Here is a 19,077-nt window from a genome sequence, read left to right on the forward strand (position 1 = left end):
ATCGGCTTTATATCATGTACCCATTAGATGAGCGTTGTTATTAGCGATAGGCGTCAATATTGACGGTGGCTTCGTTCGAAATATTACCGTTGGTGTCTTTTACCGTATAGGTAATAGTGGCATCCGTATCGCGTAATGCCGTGTAGCTGATCGTACCATCGCCATTATTGGTATAGCGGCCATAACGAAGGTTCGGCTCACTAATAATAGTCACACTGGTTGGATCGATACTGCCGCTACCTGCACTGTCATTGCTGATGACGTTGATAGTGACGGTGTAGCCTCGCTTGACCTGTGCATCATCATCGTTGGCGACCACACTGCTCACGGGCTCCTCGTTGAGGAATGGCTCTACAGGGCTTAGTCCTTTAGCGTAACGCCCAGCAGCACCGACCATCGGAATTTCTTTCCATTCCTCTTCAGCTGTGCCGTTGCCACTGTCTGTGACGGCATATTCATCACCGATAGCTCCATTTGGAATGAACAGCTGCGGGTGATCGAACGGTGCGACTTCCCAGCGAACACGTTCGTCGGTCAGTGCTTTCATAAAGGCAACAAGTGCGGCTTTTTCATCTTCGTCTAGGCCAAGACTGCGGATATCCGGGTCAAGGTTAGAAGGTGTGCCGTTGAAGCCAGATGAATCGCCGTTATCATCTCCGGTTCGGTTACCGCCACGGTTGTAGAAGTTAACGACCTGTTCAAGGGTAGACATGCTGCCGTTATGCATATACGGGCCGGTGAGTTCTACGTTACGCAAGCCAGGTGTCTTGAACGCACCATCAACGGCTGTCCGTTCTTGGTTATTGAGAACACGCGGTATGAGAGCGGCTGTTTGTTGTGCTGAGTTACATGGGCTTTGCTCAAAGACCAAGGCTTCAAAGGTACACGGATCAACCTCGAAGTTATCAGGTACATTCTTGCCACGTAGGATATCAAGGTACTGACGGGTGAATGACAGCGGGTTACCCCACGGGTCTTCAGCACCCAATGCGATATCTTCCTCGGTTGGACGGACCCCGATATTGTAGAAACCGTTATCATAGAGTGAGATATTATTGTCACCCATATGCATGCGTTCTACTAAGCCTTCTTCCTCTTCCTCTGCAACGAGGTGAGTGGCGGCTTTGGAGAATTCAGGCCCGCTATGGCAGTTGACACATTTACCTTTGCCGACAAATACTTCCATGCCTTTGATTTCTTGCTCGGTCAGTGCTGAGTCATCGCCATCCATATATCGATCGAACGGGGAGTCATCGGAGATCAATGTCGCTTCATATTCTTGAATAGCGAGTCCCCAGAATAGGCTGAAATTGTGCTCGATCTGCTCATAGCCATCGATTTTCCCTGGGTGTCCCCAAAATGTATCGTGGAATGCCGCTTGGATCATTCGGCGATATGAAGTACGTAACCCGTTGTTTGGAAAAGCACTCATTGGGCCCAGTTCGCTATCACTGACGTCGACTTTCTGAATACCCAGCGGTGTCAGACGTAGCAGTTTCTTGCCCATTTCCTGAAACGCTTTAGTGGCACAGGTCATTTCGAAATCACTACCAGGAGGCCCTACGGCTTGTGAGGCGGCACTGGAGTTAATTAGATCAACCTCTTTGAGGCTAATTTTCCCGCTGTAGCGATCGTAATGCATTACTCTCGCGTCTTTGTTGCGACGTCCGAACGGGTCTACACCGTTGAAGGAGTTGTTAGCCCGGCCGTCCCAGAAGTTGCGGAAATTGAAAATGGCATTGATGACGGTTGGCGTATTACGTGGTTCAACCCGACGGGTACTAATATGGTTTACATGGAAGATGTCCTTGACGTTAGAACAATCTTCCCGCCCATCTGAAAATTGCTGATCGTAGGTAGCCCCGAACAGATCATTAAATACACTGGCAAAGACCCCTTGTGATGACGCGACATCATCGGAATCGAAAAGTACGGCCGAATGGCGGTCATCGGGATCGGCATAGAGTCGGAACGGGAAGTCTGCCTGAGTCAAAGTGTAGTTAGGACCACCTTTGCCACCTGAGAGGGTAGGGTCAAAAATCTCGCGTTTGGCCGGATCTGTGTGTCTGAGACCTGGACTGAGTTGGTTTTTCGTTCGGTTGTCAGCACCAGCACTATAGTGACAACTGGCGCAACTTTGTCCCTGACTACCCGCCTGCATATCCCAGAACAGGGCCTTACCGAGCTTGATCGCAGCCTCTTTATCTTTTATGTAGTAATCCAACCCGGGAACGGGGGCTGGTTGAATGCCTTTTAGTGAACCTATGCCTGAGAAATCAATAGGCTCAGGAACTTCCTCTTCGACCTCCGCGACGGCAAAGCCTGCAGACAAGCCCAATAGACTCATTGCTATTAATGCTTGAAGTCGATGGCGGTTTTTGATTGATTTGTCGTTCATCACTCACCCCTAAAATCCATCTAATTGCTATGTGTTTACTTCTGAAGTTACCTCTCGATGGATAAGAATGGTGGCGTTTTGGTGTTTTTGATTATCAATAATGTGAAAAACCGAACTCATCGGTAAATAAAGTACAGATAAAAATATTCAAAATTATTAAAGATGAGTCGTATTCGTAGCAATAAAGCAATTTACTAACAGGGAAGATGGTAAACAATGAAGATTTGTCATTTTTCTAATAATAGAGATTATGCGGGTTTCTGGGGTTATAAGTTATAAATCAATGGGAAAGGCGGAGTTTTATGGAGAGGGGAAGATGCTTTGATAAGAATAAGAAAGGGGTGGGGATGTAAGATTATGTGTTATTTATTTGAAAGAGAGATTTGTGTCTTTTTGCTGGGATTAAAAATAAAAGCACAGCCGAAGCTGTGCTTTTTTATCGAGGCTGTATCGTATTAAGCGTTAGCCAGTTTTTTCTCTAGTGCTTCGGCATCAACAGGCTTAGTGATGAACGACAGGAATACGGCCACTGCCATCATTGCTGCACAGATGGTGTAAGCCAGCGTGTAAGTACCTGTGGTATCTACTGCAACAGCTGCAACTACTGGACCGATGAAGCCACTTACGCCCCAAGCGGTGTACAGTACGCCGTAGTTTGCGCCGTAGTTTTTCAGACCGTAGTAGTCAGCCGTGATTGATGGGAATACGGCTAGAAGCGTACCGTAGCCCACACCGGCTAGTGCCGCGCCGATCATCAGCGTGAAATCTGATGTGAAGCTGGCGAATAGTGCCATGTTGATGCCCTGCATGATGAAGGCGATCATTAGGGTTTTCACACCACCAATCTTGTCAGACAACATACCCGCCGCAATACGGCCGCCTGAGTTGAAGATCGATAGGATCACAACAAGGTAAGCCGCTTGAGTGATATTAGCTTGCTGGGCAGCGATAGACGTGATGTTACCGATAACCATTAGACCCGCAGAAGAGGCTAGTGCAAACATTACCCACAGAGAGTAGAACTGTGGTGTTTTAACCATTGCACGCCAGTTGATGTCAACAGGCTTAGATGCTGGCTTGCCTGCCGCGCTCGCTGGTGCAACGGGTGTGTAGTCTGCTGGTGGGTTGTTGATAGTGCATGCTAGAGGAACGGCAATCACCAATACTGCGCCACCTAGGATCAGGAAGCTGGTGTTGATACCGTAAGTGCTGATTAGCATAGAAGTCAGTGGTGCAAGGTAAACCGCAGCCAGACCGAAACCTGCAGCGATAAGGCCGTTTACCATACCTTTCTTAGAAGGGTGGAACCACTTCATTGCAGATGGTGCAAGACACGCGTAACCGAAACCGATACCACAACCAGTGAGTAGACCGAAAGTTACGATAAGTAGCAGTGGAGATGTCGCAAAGCTAGAGATGATCATGCCAAGGCCAACCATCACAGTACCTAGGATAAGGATACGGCGCGGACCCATGCGGTCTTGTAGTACACCTGCAACAAGCAGAGAAGCTGCGAAAGTAATAACAGCAACGGTATATGGCATAGATGCATCAGCGTTTGACCAACCTAGGTCAACGACTAGTGCTTGTTTGAATACACTCCATGCGTACAGGATACCCATACACAGGTTGATACAGAAACCTGCGAACAGGATCTGCATAGCTTTATCGAATTTTTTCATTTTGCTCTCAGTCACCACGACGTGACAGCGGTATGGATACCGGCTGCTGACGCTAAAAATATGTGCTCAAAAAATTTTGGCTTTATCAACAAAAGTTATACTGCTGCCAAAGTTGCGCGGATTCTATCAAGTTTATTTGGCGAGAAAACAGGTAGACACACACTGTTACAAATGTTTCCGTTGGTTGCGGATGTATTCATAATTTGTTCATCGGTGTTGCCATTATGAATCAATGAGTTGGATCGTTTTTATTAAAAAAGGCTGCAGAGAGTGACAAATGTAAAAATGTGTATTTACATTCTGTAAGTCGATGAAATTCCACGCTGGGTTGTAGATTCTGTTTAGCTACTTTGCAGCGGCCGGGGTTGGTGCCTGTTTCCTAACGGAAAAGAATCACCCCGCTTGAGCGGGGTGCTGTGGGCTAGTTGGAGAGAATACTGAATATTTGGTCTTTAAGTTGAAGCCGTTCTAGCTTGAGTTGGGTGAAGTGCTGGTCATCAGTGGGGACATTGCTGCACTCTAAGCCTCTTATTTTGTGGTCAAGGTGGTGGTATCTGTCTGCCATTAGTTTGAAATGTTCGTTAGACGATTTGAGCTCTTGGATGCGGTCCTGATGCTCAGGAAATTCAACGTTCAATGAATGACTTTCACCTAGCATTGTTATAACTCCGTCAGTCGAGTGGGCGGTGGCGCACGTTGCGTGGCCTGGCTGGTAAAAGCAGGTTTAATGCCTGCTTTTTGATTTACAGATCCCTAAGTGAATAAGTCGCATTGTTTTTTGTTTGTATCAGCAGTGAAAACCCACCACTGGCTGGTTTGAGGCAATAGCCTACTTTATACCTGTAAGAATAGTTGCTGCATGAGCGCTGCTCAAGGTGACATGATGTGGGGGAGGACAAGGGATTATCGAGAGCAGGATAGAAAACGGGCCTGTCGTATGACAGGCCCGGAGAGCGGTTACTGGATAAAGCTGATGAAGGTCTGGAGGACCACCAAGTTGGCAATATCAATAAAGAACGCACCGACAATAGGCACTACCATGAATGCCTGCGGTGAAGGGCCATTTCGTGTAACCAATGCGCCCATATTCATCACCGCGGTAGGCGTTGCGCCCATACCAAAGCCGCAATGGCCGCCAGCGATGATAGCTGCATCATAGCTTGAGCCCATCAGACGAAAGGTGACGAAATAACAGAATGCAGCAAGGCAAAGTGTTTGAACCGCAAGGATCACCAGCATTGGCATAGCGAGCCCAGTCAGTTCCCATAGGTGCAGGCTCATCAGCGCCATCGCCAAGAACAGAGACAGTGAGATTGTGCCTAGGGCATCGACGGTTTCGCTGTTGATCTTGTATACCTTGGTGGTTTCGCAAAAGTTAGTGATGAAAACACCAATAAACAGTGCGTAGACAAAGTCTGGGATGCGTAGCCAGCTGATACCAAAGCTATCTACCAGTTCTTTAACGTGCGCAGCACCAGCGACACAGATCAGAAGAATAAACAAAACTTCGATAGTATTTTTGGAAGTAATGCGATCTTCTTCATTTTCGCTATAGGTAATGAGATCTGGATGATCATGGTGGTGTTTTTCGCTACCGCCACCAAACTCAGATTTTAGTTCGAATTTGTCGATAAGACGCTGTGCAACAGGGCCACCAATGATACCGCCCATCACCAAGCCGAAAGTGGCTGCAGCCATAGAAAGTTCAAGAGTATGAAGACCATATTGTTCAGCAAAAGTTTGAGACCATGCCGCACCTGTACCGTGGCCGCCAGAAAGGGTGATAGAACCGACCATCAAGCCAATTAGAGGATCAAGGCCAAGCATCGAACTTAGGCTTACACCGACAGCATTTTGGATAATGATATACAGTGTAGCAACACCCAAGAACAGAAATACGCGAGAGCCGCCCTTAGCGAGTAGTTTCACGCTGGCAGCAAGACCTACTGTGGCAAAGAACATTTGCATGAGCGTGTCTTTTAGGCTCAGTTTAAATGTAATGTCGACGCCTTGCTTGTGCATTAAAGCGATAATGATAGCGACAATTAAACCACCAACAATAGGTTCGGGAATATTATACTTCCGCAATACCTTTACTTTGCTATTAATAAAGTAGCCAAGAAAAAGCACAATAATCGCGATCAGAAATGATTCAAGTTCGTTCACTTGTAAAGTTGTATTCATGATTATGTCTTTTCGTTGTTTTTTTAGACGTCAATTTTACCGCCAGAAAACGTGCCTGCATATCTTGTGTGCCCAATGAAAATAGTGTAGGGCTGTGATTTCCCAATTGTTATTCATGTTTATTATTGCAATCTAATGTTGAGTAATTGCTTGTGTTTGGTGCTAATTTGTTCGTAATTTGTTTTTATCTTTGCATTTTGAATTGATGGGTATCTTTGTATAACTGGTCATTTATCCAGTATATTTACCGTATGGATTCCCTATCAAATCATTGTTGCTAGCCAATATAGGTAAACAGGTTAAGCGTTTAGCGTAGATTGAAGCAGATAAGCCATTTGTGACTGATATGTTAATGCTGTGGCGGTGGCGGTTGTTTGTTGACCAATTCTCAAGTGACTCTACCGACAAGCAGGAGTTAAGCTAAAATTTTGTCGAAATAAATAAAAAAAATTGCACACAGTAAGAATTGGGTGAGATACGCAATGTATTTTGCGCTAAATTTTGTTTAATAAAACGGCGTTTGATAGTGGTGTTGACACTTTTTACAAAAAAGGAGGCTATTGCCTCCTCTTAATCTTAATTGCGTTTTTTTAATTTTAAATTGCGACGTAGTTGGTTTATATAGGCAATGCGGTCAGGGTTGGCCGGTGCACACTCTGTGTGCATTTTTTTCATCGCTTCGGCTTCTTCCTCTGTAACATAGCGGCCATTAATACAGCAATGGGGGAGTTTGGTATCGTATTCCGCCTGGCGAGAAGCATCCTCCTGAGCTTTAGCCATGGCTTCTCGTGCCAGGCTTTGGTTCGTAGGATCCTGAATAGTGTGTTTGCGCGGTTGGCCAGCTACTGAGAGCCCTTGTGCTTTTTGTTCGCGCTGCTTTAATATATTGTCTAAATGATCACTAAAACTCATGGGCTAACCCTGTCTGTCATGGCCAATAACACATTGGCCGCATGGGTATCTACTTAAACGTTATCTGCTCTCTGTCCGAAAATCAATTCCTTGCTCAAATTTAATGTGTCGCAATTTCATCTGGGTAGGGGGTCGGCCGTTTGGTGAGAGAAAAACCGTACATGGCATCAAATTCAGGGACCGACATAGGCCTGCCGAAGTAGTACCCCTGAAATTCTTCGACACCGACACTGGCAAGGAAATCTGCTTGCCCTTCGTTTTCTACCCCTTCAGCCACGACACGCATGTTCAAGTTGTGGGCCAGCTCAATAATAGAACGTGTAATAGTGATATTGTCATTGCTCCATGGGAGATCTTTGACGAACTCACGATCGACTTTCAAGATATGGATTGGGAACCGGTTTAGGTAAGCCAGTGATGAATAGCCGGTGCCAAAATCGTCAATGGCAATTTTAACGCCAATAGCTTCAAGTTTGATGAGCTTGTCGAGTGCATTTTTGACATCTGACATCAAAACGGACTCGGTGATTTCTAATTCGAGATAGTTTGGATCGCAACCGGATTCTGTAATGGCATTTTGTACTGTTTCGACAATATGGGAGTTCAGCAACTGTCGCGCCGAAATATTCAGGGCAAAGTACAAGAAGATGTTGTTATCTTGCCACTGTCTTAATTGTTTACAAGCCCGATAGATCAGATCTTCACCCACGTCGATGATAAGTCCAGAGCGTTCTAGAATCGGGATGATTTCTAGCGGCGGTTGGATTTCTCCCTGAGGATTATGCCAGCGTAGAAGGGCTTCTACACCGCATATCTTGTGCGAGTGAGAATTGACTTTCGGTTGATAATAGAGTGCATATTGATCCGTGCCCAATGACTTTCTCAGCTCGGATTCCAATTGGTGTAGACGCGTGCTCTCTACTCGCATTTGTGAGGTATAGAAACAGAATTGATTACGGCCAAGCTCTTTGGCTCGGTGTAGGGCAATATCCGCATATTTGTTGATTTCCTCGGGGTTGGTTGAGTCTTGGGGGTAAATACTGATACCAATACTCGCTGTGAGGAATAGCTCGAGGCTATCAATGGCTAACGGTGATGAAATATGTGAAATGATACGGCTGGCCATTTGAGCGATCTCGGTGGGAGACAAGTTCTGTGAAACCAATATTGCAAACTCATCGCCGCCAAGGCGCGCGAGTATATCGCCTTCACGTAAGGTGTGTTTGAGCCGTTTTGCTATAGACTGTATAACTTTGTCGCCGACCTCATGATCATAGGAGTCGTTGACGTGTTTGAATTGGTCCAAATTCAATATCATTAGCGACACGCTTTTTGTTAGCCCTGCTTGAGCAATAGCACGTTCGAGGTCTTGCTGGAACAACATACGATTTGGGAGCTCGGTCAGAATATCATAATGAGCCAGTCGGTGAATTTTGTTCTCGAAAAGCACCCTTTCGGTAATATCTTTACCGGTTGAAATGTAGTGACTGATCTTCCCTCTATTATTACGAATGGGGGCGATGGTCTTTTCTTCGTAAATGATATCGTCGCCTTTATCGCGATGAGTGATGATTCGCTCTATTGTCTGACCTGATTTCAGTTGTTGCTGCACTTCAAAGACTTCATTATTGCTGAGTAAAGCCTGCCTGAGAAGATTGATTGATTGAGTTCCGACAACATCTTTGTGCTTAACTTTGTTATTTTTTTCAAATGATGGATTTACGTATTCAATGATACCTTTGTAGTCGGTGATGATAATCGCATCGTTGCTTTGTTCTAAAGCACGAGACATGCTTTTGAGTTTTTCCTCACGTTCAATCCAATAGGTAATGTCGCGTAGATTGAGCAGAATCTCAGTGCTGTTACTGTATAAAGTTTGAGTCGCAATGATTTCTATGTGTTTGGTTTTTAGGTTCTTTAGCTGGATTCGAGTCTTTAACGGCCCCGATTTGTAATTCTTTCCTTTAATGTCTTTGATAAGGTTTCTGACTTCTTTACGGGCCTGTATTCCAGATAACTGCTTTATTAGGATACGACCTTCGGTGTCTTGATTAGTAATGTTGAGAATGGTTTTGGCTGCCTGATTGATAGTGATGATCTCACCCTTTTCGTTAATGGTGAGTAGGCCATCAGGTGCGTGTTTTAGAACGGTACGATACTTTTTTGCGGAATCTTCATTTGCCTGAGAGAGGATCCGTTGTGCTGAAAGTAGTTGGAATAAATGCCAGGATAGTGCCATACAACCTGAAAGTAAGGATACAAGCAGAATGCCCAAGACAATGAACTTGATAACACGAGAAGGTGAATAGGCTAGATTTGCCACTGCTTGATCGAGATTCACTCGTGAAATGATGGTCCACGGTAAGTCGGTTCCTTTGAAAGGGAGCGTAAAATGATTGTGTCCAGAGAATGATGAGCCAGAAAAGAAGCGTGTATAGGTATAAAGAAAGCCGTCTTGGACATATTGGCCTTTGGGATGACTTAAGATCTGTTGCCATAATGTTGGGTACTGTGTGAGGAAATCATCACTTGGTCGCCGCTCGGGATCTGCCATGAACAGCCACTCTTGCCCGTTGGGGCCCAATAACCACTGGCCGTGGTTGTTGATTAGCCAGTTTTGGACATCGGTTGAGCCAAATTGACGTTTCAATTCGCTGAGATAATCTTCACCCAGATAGTTGAATGACAATAACCACCGTTTTTCACCAACTTTAAAATGGCTGATAAAGCGTAGGGTCGGTTTGTATGGATGCTCAATTTTACCATGTTCTGTATTGAGGTCGAATTGAGAGGTAAAAATGCTATCGAGCGGAATTTTAAGCGCTGATTGAATGTAATTACGATGACTCTTGTTTTGTAGTTGTGATTTGGCGACTAGGGTTGATTTTCCCTCGTTTCGGTCAACACGAATGATTTCCTGTCCTTTGCTATCAATCAGGCGAATTTGATCGTAGTAGCCACGGGTGCGGCTCATGCGAATAAAACTGGCGACCATCTGTTGCTCGAACTGTGAGGGTGTTGACAGGAGAGTTTCTTTGGCCTTCTCCGTTAAATAGTTGAGATCATCGATAATGGGGGAAAAGTGCAAACGGGTAATATGAAGGTTGGACAGGTGACGGCTTCGTTCCCTATCCTGAATCTGATGGTGTAGTTGTTTTACATCCTCGCTGTAAAAATAGTACGTTGCAACGGATGTAAGTCCGAGCAGCAAAAACAACAGTATAAGAAAACGCAATAGTACAGCCTTCATATATCATCCATGATAGCGTTAGGTATAAACTATTATAGTTAAGCATTGTTACGTGTTGCATATACTGTGCGGTTTTATCTAGATAAACTTACATAGTTGATCACGATTTAGCGGGAAAAAAAAGAAAACCAGTATGACGGTGGCCATACTGGCTGTATCTAGAGTGTTACTGGTCAACTAACCAGCCGCGTTCAACGGCAAGATCAATTTGGCTGCAGGCGTAATCCCAAAGTGCCGGTGTGACATTTTTTAGGTATTCATTGCGCTTGAGCACTTGTGCACGAGTGACGTGATGCTGAACCCAGCTACCACCGTTATTCGCCATGTTCTGTAGGAGTGGCAAAATGCGATCCATACTTTTTGCGAAACGGGCATCAGCAGTTTGAGCTTGCTCGAACTCGATCCATAGCGTTTTCATTTCATTAAACTGTGCTTCAGGTAATAGGCCGAATAAGCGGTTAGCCGCGATGAGTTCTTTTTCTTCTTGCCCATCAAGATCGCTTTGCGCTGCAAACGCGAAGGTATCGCCTGCATCAATCTCAACAATATCGTGAATAAGCAGCATCGATACTGCCCGGTTGATATCCACTGTTTCTGCTACATACTCTTTGAGTACTTGTGCCATTAGAGCGATATGCCAGCTATGTTCGGCACTGTTTTCCTGTCGGTTATTGTCAGGCTTTACCATTGTCTTTCGGTAGACGGCTTTGAGTTTGTCTAATTCATGGATAAAAGCCAACTGTTGTTCAAGTTTGTTCATTATATCCTCGGTGTGTAAGCGGTGATTTTGTTATTTCTCGGCAGGTGGAGTAGGCCAGAAATAGGGTTGCTTGTATTAGACAAGGCTTAAGGAATGAGTGTAAACGGCAATTGCACGATGGCACAATATCTAGCTTGTTTTATTCTGTTAATGAAATTATTTACTCAAGTCTGGCTGTTTCTTATCACAGCTGTTGAGATAAGTTAATTCCGCGGAAGCATGCGATGGGTGAAAGCACTTTATGAAACATTTTATTTACATTGAATGTATGGTTTTGAGGGGGATGAGGTAAATATTCATAAATTAAACGTTGTTTTATTGTTTTGTAATGAATGATGATTTTGTCTTGTGAGTATTTGGTGTTTAATGATTTACTACTTAAAAGTATAAATAATGAACGGCTAATGTTTAAGATCACAAAAATAAATAAATTATGCCAATATATACCATGATAAATTTATTCAGTTTGATGAATAAATTTCGATGCGTCAAAAAAATGGCGCGATAAATAGTGTATAAGTAGGTTGAAATATGTTCAGAAAAGCATGTGTAAAAACGGCTTTCTCTTAAAATATGGGAGTAATATCAACTTTATAGGCTTCTTGTTTGCATTTTTATGCATGTTTCATGGTTACTTCTATCGCTCTTGCTCAGTTGCGTCGGCTTTAGTTTTTGGCTAAATTCGCGTGGTTTTAAATGCGTCATTAATCTCATTAAACCTTACGAAAGTTCGCAAGGCTAATAGTTAAATGGCTGCTTTGTGTATAGAGTCCGGTTTAATCTAAATTTTCCAAAAATTAAATTGTGACTAAGCACGTTTAATATTTATAAGCTCCTCATGGCATTGGTTAAATAAAGGGCATAAAAATGAAAAAAACACTATTAGCAGTGGCACTTGTTGCATCTTTGGGTTCAGGCTGTTCAATGCTGAATAAATCAGACACAGTTAATTACGATGCGCTGCGTAAAGACGGTGCTGAGCTGATGACTAAAGCAAATGCGGAAGGCTACCAGCCATCGAATGTTAAGCAGCTTGAAGTTGTTCGCTTTACTGTAAATACAGCGTTCCTTGCAGCGAAGCCTACTTATGAGCGTTACATTGACGAGCTAAAGAGCACTCCTGTACTAGGCAACTATTTTGCAGCAACAGAAGCAGTTGAAACTGAAGAAGAAAAGCGTGCAATTTATGACGCTCTACCAGCAGATCAGAAGAAAGTTGTCGATAATTTCATGAAGTCATCTATGTCTGAAGAGATGATGTCTGGCCTAGGCGAAGCTGCTAAAGTTGCCCTTGAAAACTCATCACACTTCCTAGCGCTAGATTCTACAGATATGCTGTCAGGTATTGATTTCACTCAGTTGCTAACTGAGAAAGAAAACGTTTCTTTCACTATCGATCAAATCTCATACCTGAACGCAACTGTTATTAGTGCATACAACAACTACAAGACAGTATCTGCGTTCAGCCGTGCCGGATAATTTTAAAAAAAGCCAGCTAGCCTGGCTTTTTTAATATTCTTATTTTTTGTGAGAGTGTTGTGGTGAAAAAATATCTAAGCCTAGCGGTGATGATTGCCGCTATCTCAGGCTGTCAATCGACAAGCCTAAAAATCAACTCTGAGGCTGATGTAGACGTCAACTCAAAAATCCATAGAGTCAACAAAGAAGCACTCTATGAGAGCCAGAATATCCAATTGCCAAGTAACTATGATGTAAAGGCATTCAGCAAAATGTCCATTGCAGCATACGTAGATCATATCCGGTTCGAAAATGACGCGGAAAAGACGACGATTGATACCGGTATCATCGCAAAGCTTTTGGAAAATGAACTAGCTCGTACCAAGCGTTATGAAGTACTTACGCGTAACTGTGATGCTTGTGATTACGAGGTTGCATATCAAGCTGAAAATACGCAGGAAGAAGGTGCGATTCAGCGTGGTAACCAACTGAACCCGGATTTTGTTTTTGAAACATCCGTTGCCCTAGGCAGCGTAATCAAAAAGAAAAGCGATCACAACGAAATCATTTTCCGTAGTTTGGTGACGACAAAAGTTGTTGATCCTCAAACGGGTCGTATCATCCACTCATTTGAACCCATTCGCCACAATATGCCGGCAAAGCGTTTCTTTATGGTTGAGGGGACATTCCTAGGCGGTTTTGATTACCGTAAGCAAAATGAATTGCAGGAAGCCTATAAAGAAGCGGCGCAAAAGGCAATTCAGGTCTTGGTAAACCGTACCATTGACTACTACCCAGTGGGTGGTCGCGTGACGAACTTCCGTAATGGTCGTTTTGCGATTGATGCAGGTATCAACCAGGGCTTTGCGACCAAGCAGCCTGTTGTTTTGTTCCTAAGCGATGATGGCCTGGATATTCCAATTGCCTCTGGTGAAGTAACGCCAAAAGCGGAAAGCGGTTCTGGTGTTTTGTTTACGTGGAAAGAAGATGATCTTGACGCTCAAGACGTCCAGAAAAATCTGGAAGCCATGGGTAAAGAGTACCTAAAACGTCATAAGATCTACGCCGTATCAGTCGGTACACCTGAAGACTGGGCTCTTTAATGATGAAAAAGCTGCTACGTAATATTCTTAAGACGGCCGCTGTTGTTATCGCCTCATCAACCATGAGTGTGCCGGTAATCGCAGAGCCCATGGATGATGTTTTTACTTTGTTTGATATGGGGGGCGGCACCATTTCAGGCCGCAGCGCTGCGACAGGTTATTACGTAGTGGCTATGGGATTATCCGATCGCTCAAATGAAACGAAGGGGTTGGAAGAAGCGCGTATTGATGCGTTGAGGAAGCTCAACGAAATGATCAATGGCGTTACCATGAGCGGTAGCTCATCGGCATCTATGGAATATATCACGGTGTCGGCGGAGGAAGATCGCGAGTTCTCCAAAGAATCATTTGTCGATGTTGTTAACACCCGCTTCAGTGGTTCACTGTCAGCAGTTAAAGAGCTGAAGTCTGGTAAGTATGACGGCAGTTATTTTGTTGCGATGCTGATTACTGAATCTGACGTTAACAAAATCAGCAAGCTCAGAGCATCTTCGAGTCATTCTGGCGTGGCGGGTAATACGATTATTATCGCCAATGGTAGTGATGGCGCTTCGATCGCACAGGCAGAGCTAAAATCTGAATTTGTCGAGGCCAAAGGGCTTGCCGATATGAAGCATGGCGAGGCAGAAGCTCGCAAGCTAGCTCTGACAAATGCGCTGCATAATGCTATTCAGCAAGTGCAGGGCGTCATGCTGCAAGGAAAATCCGGCAAATTTAACGATGCAATCGCATTGGCAATTTCTACTAAAAGCGAAGGCTATGTGAGTGGATATGAATTGTTGGATGAAGATATTGCTCGTGGCCAATACTACGTCATTATCGAAGCTGAAGTTAATTCAGGAAAACTGCTTAATGACGTCAGTTTTTATACGAAAATTTTTGGCCAGCCGGTTTTTGATGTTCATTCAGAAAATAGCTTTAAGACAGACTGGCTAGTCGATGAGTTGGAAAGACTGGGTTTTTCTATCAATGATGGAAAAACGAAGTCGACACATAGTTTTTACCTCAACCAAAAACAGAAATCGGTAGAAAATCACAAAGGTGTCCAAGGAATCGAAACCGCGGTAAGCGTGGAGTTAAAAGACAACCAGACTGGTGAAATTCTTTTCACGGTTACCAATGACCCGTTAAAGAGTCGGATTTATGTAGATCCTATCAGCCGCTCAAAACAAGTTTCGGAGCATGTGGCCTATAAGCAATTGAAAAAAGCGATGGGTGTGGAAATTATCCAATCACTGGCCCGCCATGCGGAAAAGGGAATGCTTTATCAAATTGTGCTTAAGAACGCCAAGCGTACGGACGTAGAGCTATTTAAGCATGTGCTAAATAATGGAAGCGGTGGTCAAGTCGAAGGGTGGAACTGGAATAAAAACGGAAAGGTGATGATTCTGGATTTCCGTTATTCGGGGCCATTGAGCGAGGCTTTCGACCAGAGTTTGAATGAAATTTACCGTACGTTTAAACAAGAAGGTAAGGGCCGTCGACCGCATGCTGAAACGATTAATAATCGTACTGCTGAATTCAAAATAATTACTAGCTAGAAATAATAGGTTCAATGGAATCGCGATGAAATACAGCTTATTTATTGTTGTATTCGCCTCTCTAAATGCTTGGGCTCAACCGGACTGGGTTGAACAAGTTAAGCCTGATTCCAGTGCCTATGTGGGCATTGGAATCGGTGATACATTGGCAAATGCAAAGTTAGATGCGAAGAATCAGATCGCATCTTCTATCAGCTCTACGCACTCATTTGAAATTAGCCAGACCGTCGAGACAATAGGGGATGAAGGAACGCAACGTTCTTCGTCCCATACTCATACAAACGCCGATCATATTCTTTTGCCGGAGATTTCATGGCCGCAAATAGCATCCGAAGACGGTATCTATTATGTCATGGGGAAAGTCTCCAAAACGGAGTTGGTGAACTTGTATGAAAGGACACTGGCTATATCGAGCAGCGAGTTCAGCGGTCAAACAGGGCCGGAGGCGTTAAGTTTTAAAGATTACTTACGCTTGTTTGAAGCGCGTGATGAGCTCGCTTTGTCGGCTAAGCGTGCCGCTATTATTTCTGATAGTTCTGCGGCCGGTAAACACTATCACGCTCAGTTTGTTGAATTGCTTACAAAGCTTAATGGGTATCAGTCTTCATCTTGCCTGAAGGTTAATTACAAAGGACATTCGTACGAAGGCAAGATATTCAAGCCTATGGTTGAGTCAGCGTTATCTACGGCAGGTGTCAATGTGAAGAATGATGCGGCCTGTGAAACGCTTGATATTAATGCGAGTTCGGAGTCGAGTCGTTCGGGCACCCAGAGGGTGGATGCGATTACCCTGTATTTTGAATTGGGTTCGCCTGTCGTTAGGTCCAAAACGGTCGCTCTTGAAGGCAAGAGCAGCGGTTCAAAAAAAGCGGCACTCATTAACGCAACGGATGTCTTCAACCGCCATTTCGATCGTTCAAATTCTCTGATGAATTTTTTGCTAGACCCAGCAACAAGCGATGTTGTTATCCAATAGCAGTTAGGTAAAGGTCAGTTAGCATGTCTTTAAGAAAAAGAATTGCCACAGCGATGTGTGTAATGATGAGTCCGATGCTTATGGCACAAACGCCAGCGGATGTATATCAAAATACACTCTCTAACAATGATACCGGTGTATATACGGTAGATGAACATGTCTATTTTGTTGTAAAGCAAGAGTGTCTCTCAAAGAAAAAATATGCAGGAACCGCTGAATCCAAAGCCGCGGAGCAAGAGTTCTATAAAATGCTTGCCCGAGAAATGGTAGATAGGAGTGTTTCTTTTTCTGATCGTATTGCTGATATTACTCAGCCGTTGCGAAGTGACATTAAGCTGGATGTTTCAACACAATTGAATGCTCAAACTGTGCTAAAGCATCAGCTGCTATTTGACCGTAATACCGCCGCAAACAACTGTATCCAAGAATACGTTGTGGTTGTTGACAGCAAACAATTTCAACCCAACGGTGTGACGATCCCGCGTGCAGAAGTCGAGAGCAGCGCCGTCAAATTGCTATCGGCTGCCGTACAATCCCAAGATTACTCACGAGTAAGAGCGTACTTGCAAAGCCTTGGGCTAGAAGAGCTCGCCAATATTTACCAACACATTGAAAATAGTACAGCGGTTCCAGTCAACCTGGCTGTTACCGATGAGCGTCCTGACTGCCAGCAAGCACGTTGCGGGCTAGCGGAGAAGGCCTTCTCAGATTACGACATCCACCATGTTGTGGCGACGATCTTGGGTGCAGAAGGGGTTTTCCGTATTGAAAACAAACACCCGAGCTATGCCTTGGCTGATATTTTGTTCAAGCGGGCAGAGAGCAATTTTTCTCAAGGTAGGAATGCACAGGGGATCATCGACGATCTGACCCTTTCAGTAAATTTGGCGCCCCAAAAAGCACAAAGCTGGAAAATGCTGGCCGATATATCACGGGCATTAGGGCAGAAAGAGTTAGCTCAGGCATCCTCGAAACAATACATCATGCAATCCCCTGATTCCCCTGAATCTTGGGTCTACCTCTATTTATCCCAAATTGAAACCGATCCTAAGGCTGCAAGTCAGTTAAGGCATTGGCTGCAATTAATCAATAAGAAGAATTCCTTTTCGCCTTGGTCGAAAAAGCAAATAAGTGGTGAGTAATATGAAGAAAATTTTAACCCCATTAGCGCTAGCAATTGGTTTAGCCATCCTACCAGCTGCGAATGCTGCAGACTTTATCGCCAAAGAGGCGGATCCGGCGCTTGAAGCTGTTGCTGAGTTGACAGAGCAGCCGTACCAGCAGCAGGAAATCACCGAAGAAGTTTATGTCTCTGCTGAAGATCAACTGCGGGACTTGATGAAAACTCGTGGTTGGGGCCAAGGCTGGGATGCAAATAAGAAGCGCATTTTTGTCGTTCATAGCGAGTCATTTGATAATGAAGACCCTACGTATGACGACTCCTTTATTGCCAAACGTTCAATGTTTAGTACGTTGGCGGTAATGGGCGCGAAAGCAAAAGTCGTTGAATTCATGCGTACCCAGATGACCGCGGCAGATCAGCTAAGTGCTCCTGGTACCAATGTTTATGCAGAATTGAACGAGCAGTTCCTTAAGATTCAAAAGAAAATCGCGAGCTCGGAAAAGGCGCTTGCCAAGCTACTTGCAGAAGTTGATGCAGCAGAAGCGGAGAAGCTGAAAGGCGTAACTTTAGAAGATCGTACCAAGGCATTCATGGATGCGTTGATTAAGCGTTTGGATACGGCTTACTCATCAGGCGATATCGAAGAGAAAAAACGAAAAGCCTACCAGAAAGCCAAGACTCGCTATGAAGAAGCCATGGCCGAGCATGAGGACATTGTCGCAAAAGCAGAGGCAATCAAAGGCAGTGTTGCTTTGGAAGCGACAAGCGCTGTTGAGACTCTGGCTAAAGCTCCACTAATGGGCACATCCATTCTTGCTCAGGCGGAATCTTGGAACGCAGAGGAAGAGCGTTATGAAGTCGCTGTTCTTACCGTTTGGAGTCCAAAGCTGGAAGAGGGCGCTAAAGCCATTCTGACAGGCGAAGAGCAGGATACTAAGCCTAAGAAAGCGTTGTCTGTACAAGAGTGGCTAGATACGCAAGATGCAGCGACCTTGGTTGGCCCTCGTAGCTACGTGGATAACAAGGGTGACCGTTGGTTTATCGGTGCCTATGCAATGCCGGTTAGCGGTTCTTCAAGCAAGATTCGTAAAAACAAGGGTATTGCAGACCTGATGGCCAAGAAAGAGGCTGTGATGGCGCTGTACTCTGACATGGAAACGCAAAAGCAAGCAGAGATTGCCCTGCAGACTCGCTCTGGTGAGCTAGGCGGCAAAGACCACACTGAAGTGGCAACCAGCTTTGCTGAGACAACTCGTCAAGCGGTAGAAAACCGTCAAGTGAATGGTATGTCTCAGCTGATGAGCAAAACGGTAACGCACCCAATTTCTAACGAGAAAATTTATGTGATCGCTTACGGCGTTTCAGGACAGAGTGCAGCAGAAGCTCTGAAATTGAGCTACTCAACATATCAATCGGCAACGAAAGCAAACCTGAGTAACAGTGTGAAGCAGGTTGTCGCAGATAAGTTGGAGCAGTCTCTTGAAGCATCGAAAAAAGCGGATGTAGAAGCCAGCGTTGGCACTGACAGTGGTGTTATGCCGACAAAAGCGGCTAATACGGTTTCACACAAGAAAGTGGCTACAAGCAGTAATACCTTACTCAATGCCCCAACCATCGATGAAGATGACTTCTAATTCTTAAGAATTGTGAGTCTGACTTTTCGAATATTTAATAAAAACAGGAATCAATA

General features: G+C 44.6%; 13 protein-coding genes. 6 read left to right on the forward strand and 7 right to left on the reverse strand.

Annotated features, from left to right (window positions below; translation table 11 throughout):
* Positions 1-40: 40 nt before the first annotated feature.
* The 7 genes from ACSF8X_RS08410 to ACSF8X_RS08440 form a co-directional block, all read right to left on the reverse strand.
* Positions 41-2,398, reverse strand: coding sequence for a cytochrome c peroxidase (locus ACSF8X_RS08410; protein ID WP_500849646.1), 2,358 nt, complete (start codon positions 2,396-2,398; stop codon positions 41-43).
* Between the two features lie 455 nt (positions 2,399-2,853).
* Positions 2,854-4,080: an L-lactate MFS transporter gene (locus ACSF8X_RS08415; protein ID WP_047877912.1), complete on the reverse strand. Its 1,227-nt coding sequence runs from the start codon at positions 4,078-4,080 to the stop codon at positions 2,854-2,856.
* A gap of 421 nt (positions 4,081-4,501) precedes the next feature.
* Complete coding sequence (locus ACSF8X_RS08420; protein ID WP_047877913.1) at positions 4,502-4,738, reverse strand: HP1242/YdcH family protein; 237 nt, start codon at positions 4,736-4,738, stop codon at positions 4,502-4,504.
* Between the two features lie 299 nt (positions 4,739-5,037).
* Positions 5,038-6,264, reverse strand: coding sequence for a sodium/glutamate symporter (gltS, locus tag ACSF8X_RS08425; protein WP_047877914.1), 1,227 nt, complete (start codon positions 6,262-6,264; stop codon positions 5,038-5,040).
* 576 nt (positions 6,265-6,840) lie between these two features.
* Complete coding sequence (locus ACSF8X_RS08430) at positions 6,841-7,176, reverse strand: hypothetical protein (RefSeq protein WP_500849647.1); 336 nt, start codon at positions 7,174-7,176, stop codon at positions 6,841-6,843.
* Between the two features lie 100 nt (positions 7,177-7,276).
* Positions 7,277-10,426, reverse strand: a complete 3,150-nt coding sequence (locus ACSF8X_RS08435) for an EAL domain-containing protein (protein ID WP_500849648.1) — start codon at positions 10,424-10,426, stop codon at positions 7,277-7,279.
* 166 nt (positions 10,427-10,592) lie between these two features.
* Entirely contained in the window at positions 10,593-11,186 is a 594-nt protein-coding gene (locus ACSF8X_RS08440) for an HD domain-containing protein (RefSeq protein WP_500849649.1), read from the reverse strand.
* Positions 11,187-12,053: 867 nt separating this feature from the next.
* Here ACSF8X_RS08440 and ACSF8X_RS08445 point away from each other — a divergent pair.
* The 6 genes from ACSF8X_RS08445 (at position 12,054) to ACSF8X_RS08470 (ending at position 19,021) form a co-directional block, all read left to right on the forward strand.
* Entirely contained in the window at positions 12,054-12,665 is a 612-nt protein-coding gene (locus ACSF8X_RS08445) for a hypothetical protein (RefSeq protein WP_047877917.1), read from the forward strand.
* Between the two features lie 62 nt (positions 12,666-12,727).
* A complete protein-coding gene (locus ACSF8X_RS08450; RefSeq protein ID WP_240478257.1) occupies positions 12,728-13,747 on the forward strand; it encodes a penicillin-binding protein activator LpoB in 1,020 nt (339 codons plus the stop codon).
* Positions 13,747-15,288, forward strand: coding sequence for a hypothetical protein (locus ACSF8X_RS08455; RefSeq protein WP_500849650.1), 1,542 nt, complete (start codon positions 13,747-13,749; stop codon positions 15,286-15,288). Before ACSF8X_RS08450 ends, ACSF8X_RS08455 begins: the two co-directional genes overlap by 1 nt.
* A gap of 25 nt (positions 15,289-15,313) precedes the next feature.
* A complete protein-coding gene (locus ACSF8X_RS08460) occupies positions 15,314-16,264 on the forward strand; it encodes a hypothetical protein (RefSeq protein ID WP_500849651.1) in 951 nt (316 codons plus the stop codon).
* Between the two features lie 23 nt (positions 16,265-16,287).
* Positions 16,288-17,406 (forward strand): tetratricopeptide repeat protein, encoded by a 1,119-nt coding sequence (locus ACSF8X_RS08465; RefSeq protein ID WP_157037783.1) that lies wholly within the window; start codon positions 16,288-16,290, stop codon positions 17,404-17,406.
* A gap of 1 nt (position 17,407) precedes the next feature.
* Complete coding sequence (locus tag ACSF8X_RS08470) at positions 17,408-19,021, forward strand: hypothetical protein (RefSeq protein WP_047877920.1); 1,614 nt, start codon at positions 17,408-17,410, stop codon at positions 19,019-19,021.
* Positions 19,022-19,077 lie beyond the last annotated feature (56 nt).

The sequence above is a fragment of the Photobacterium panuliri genome, assembly GCF_059920555.1.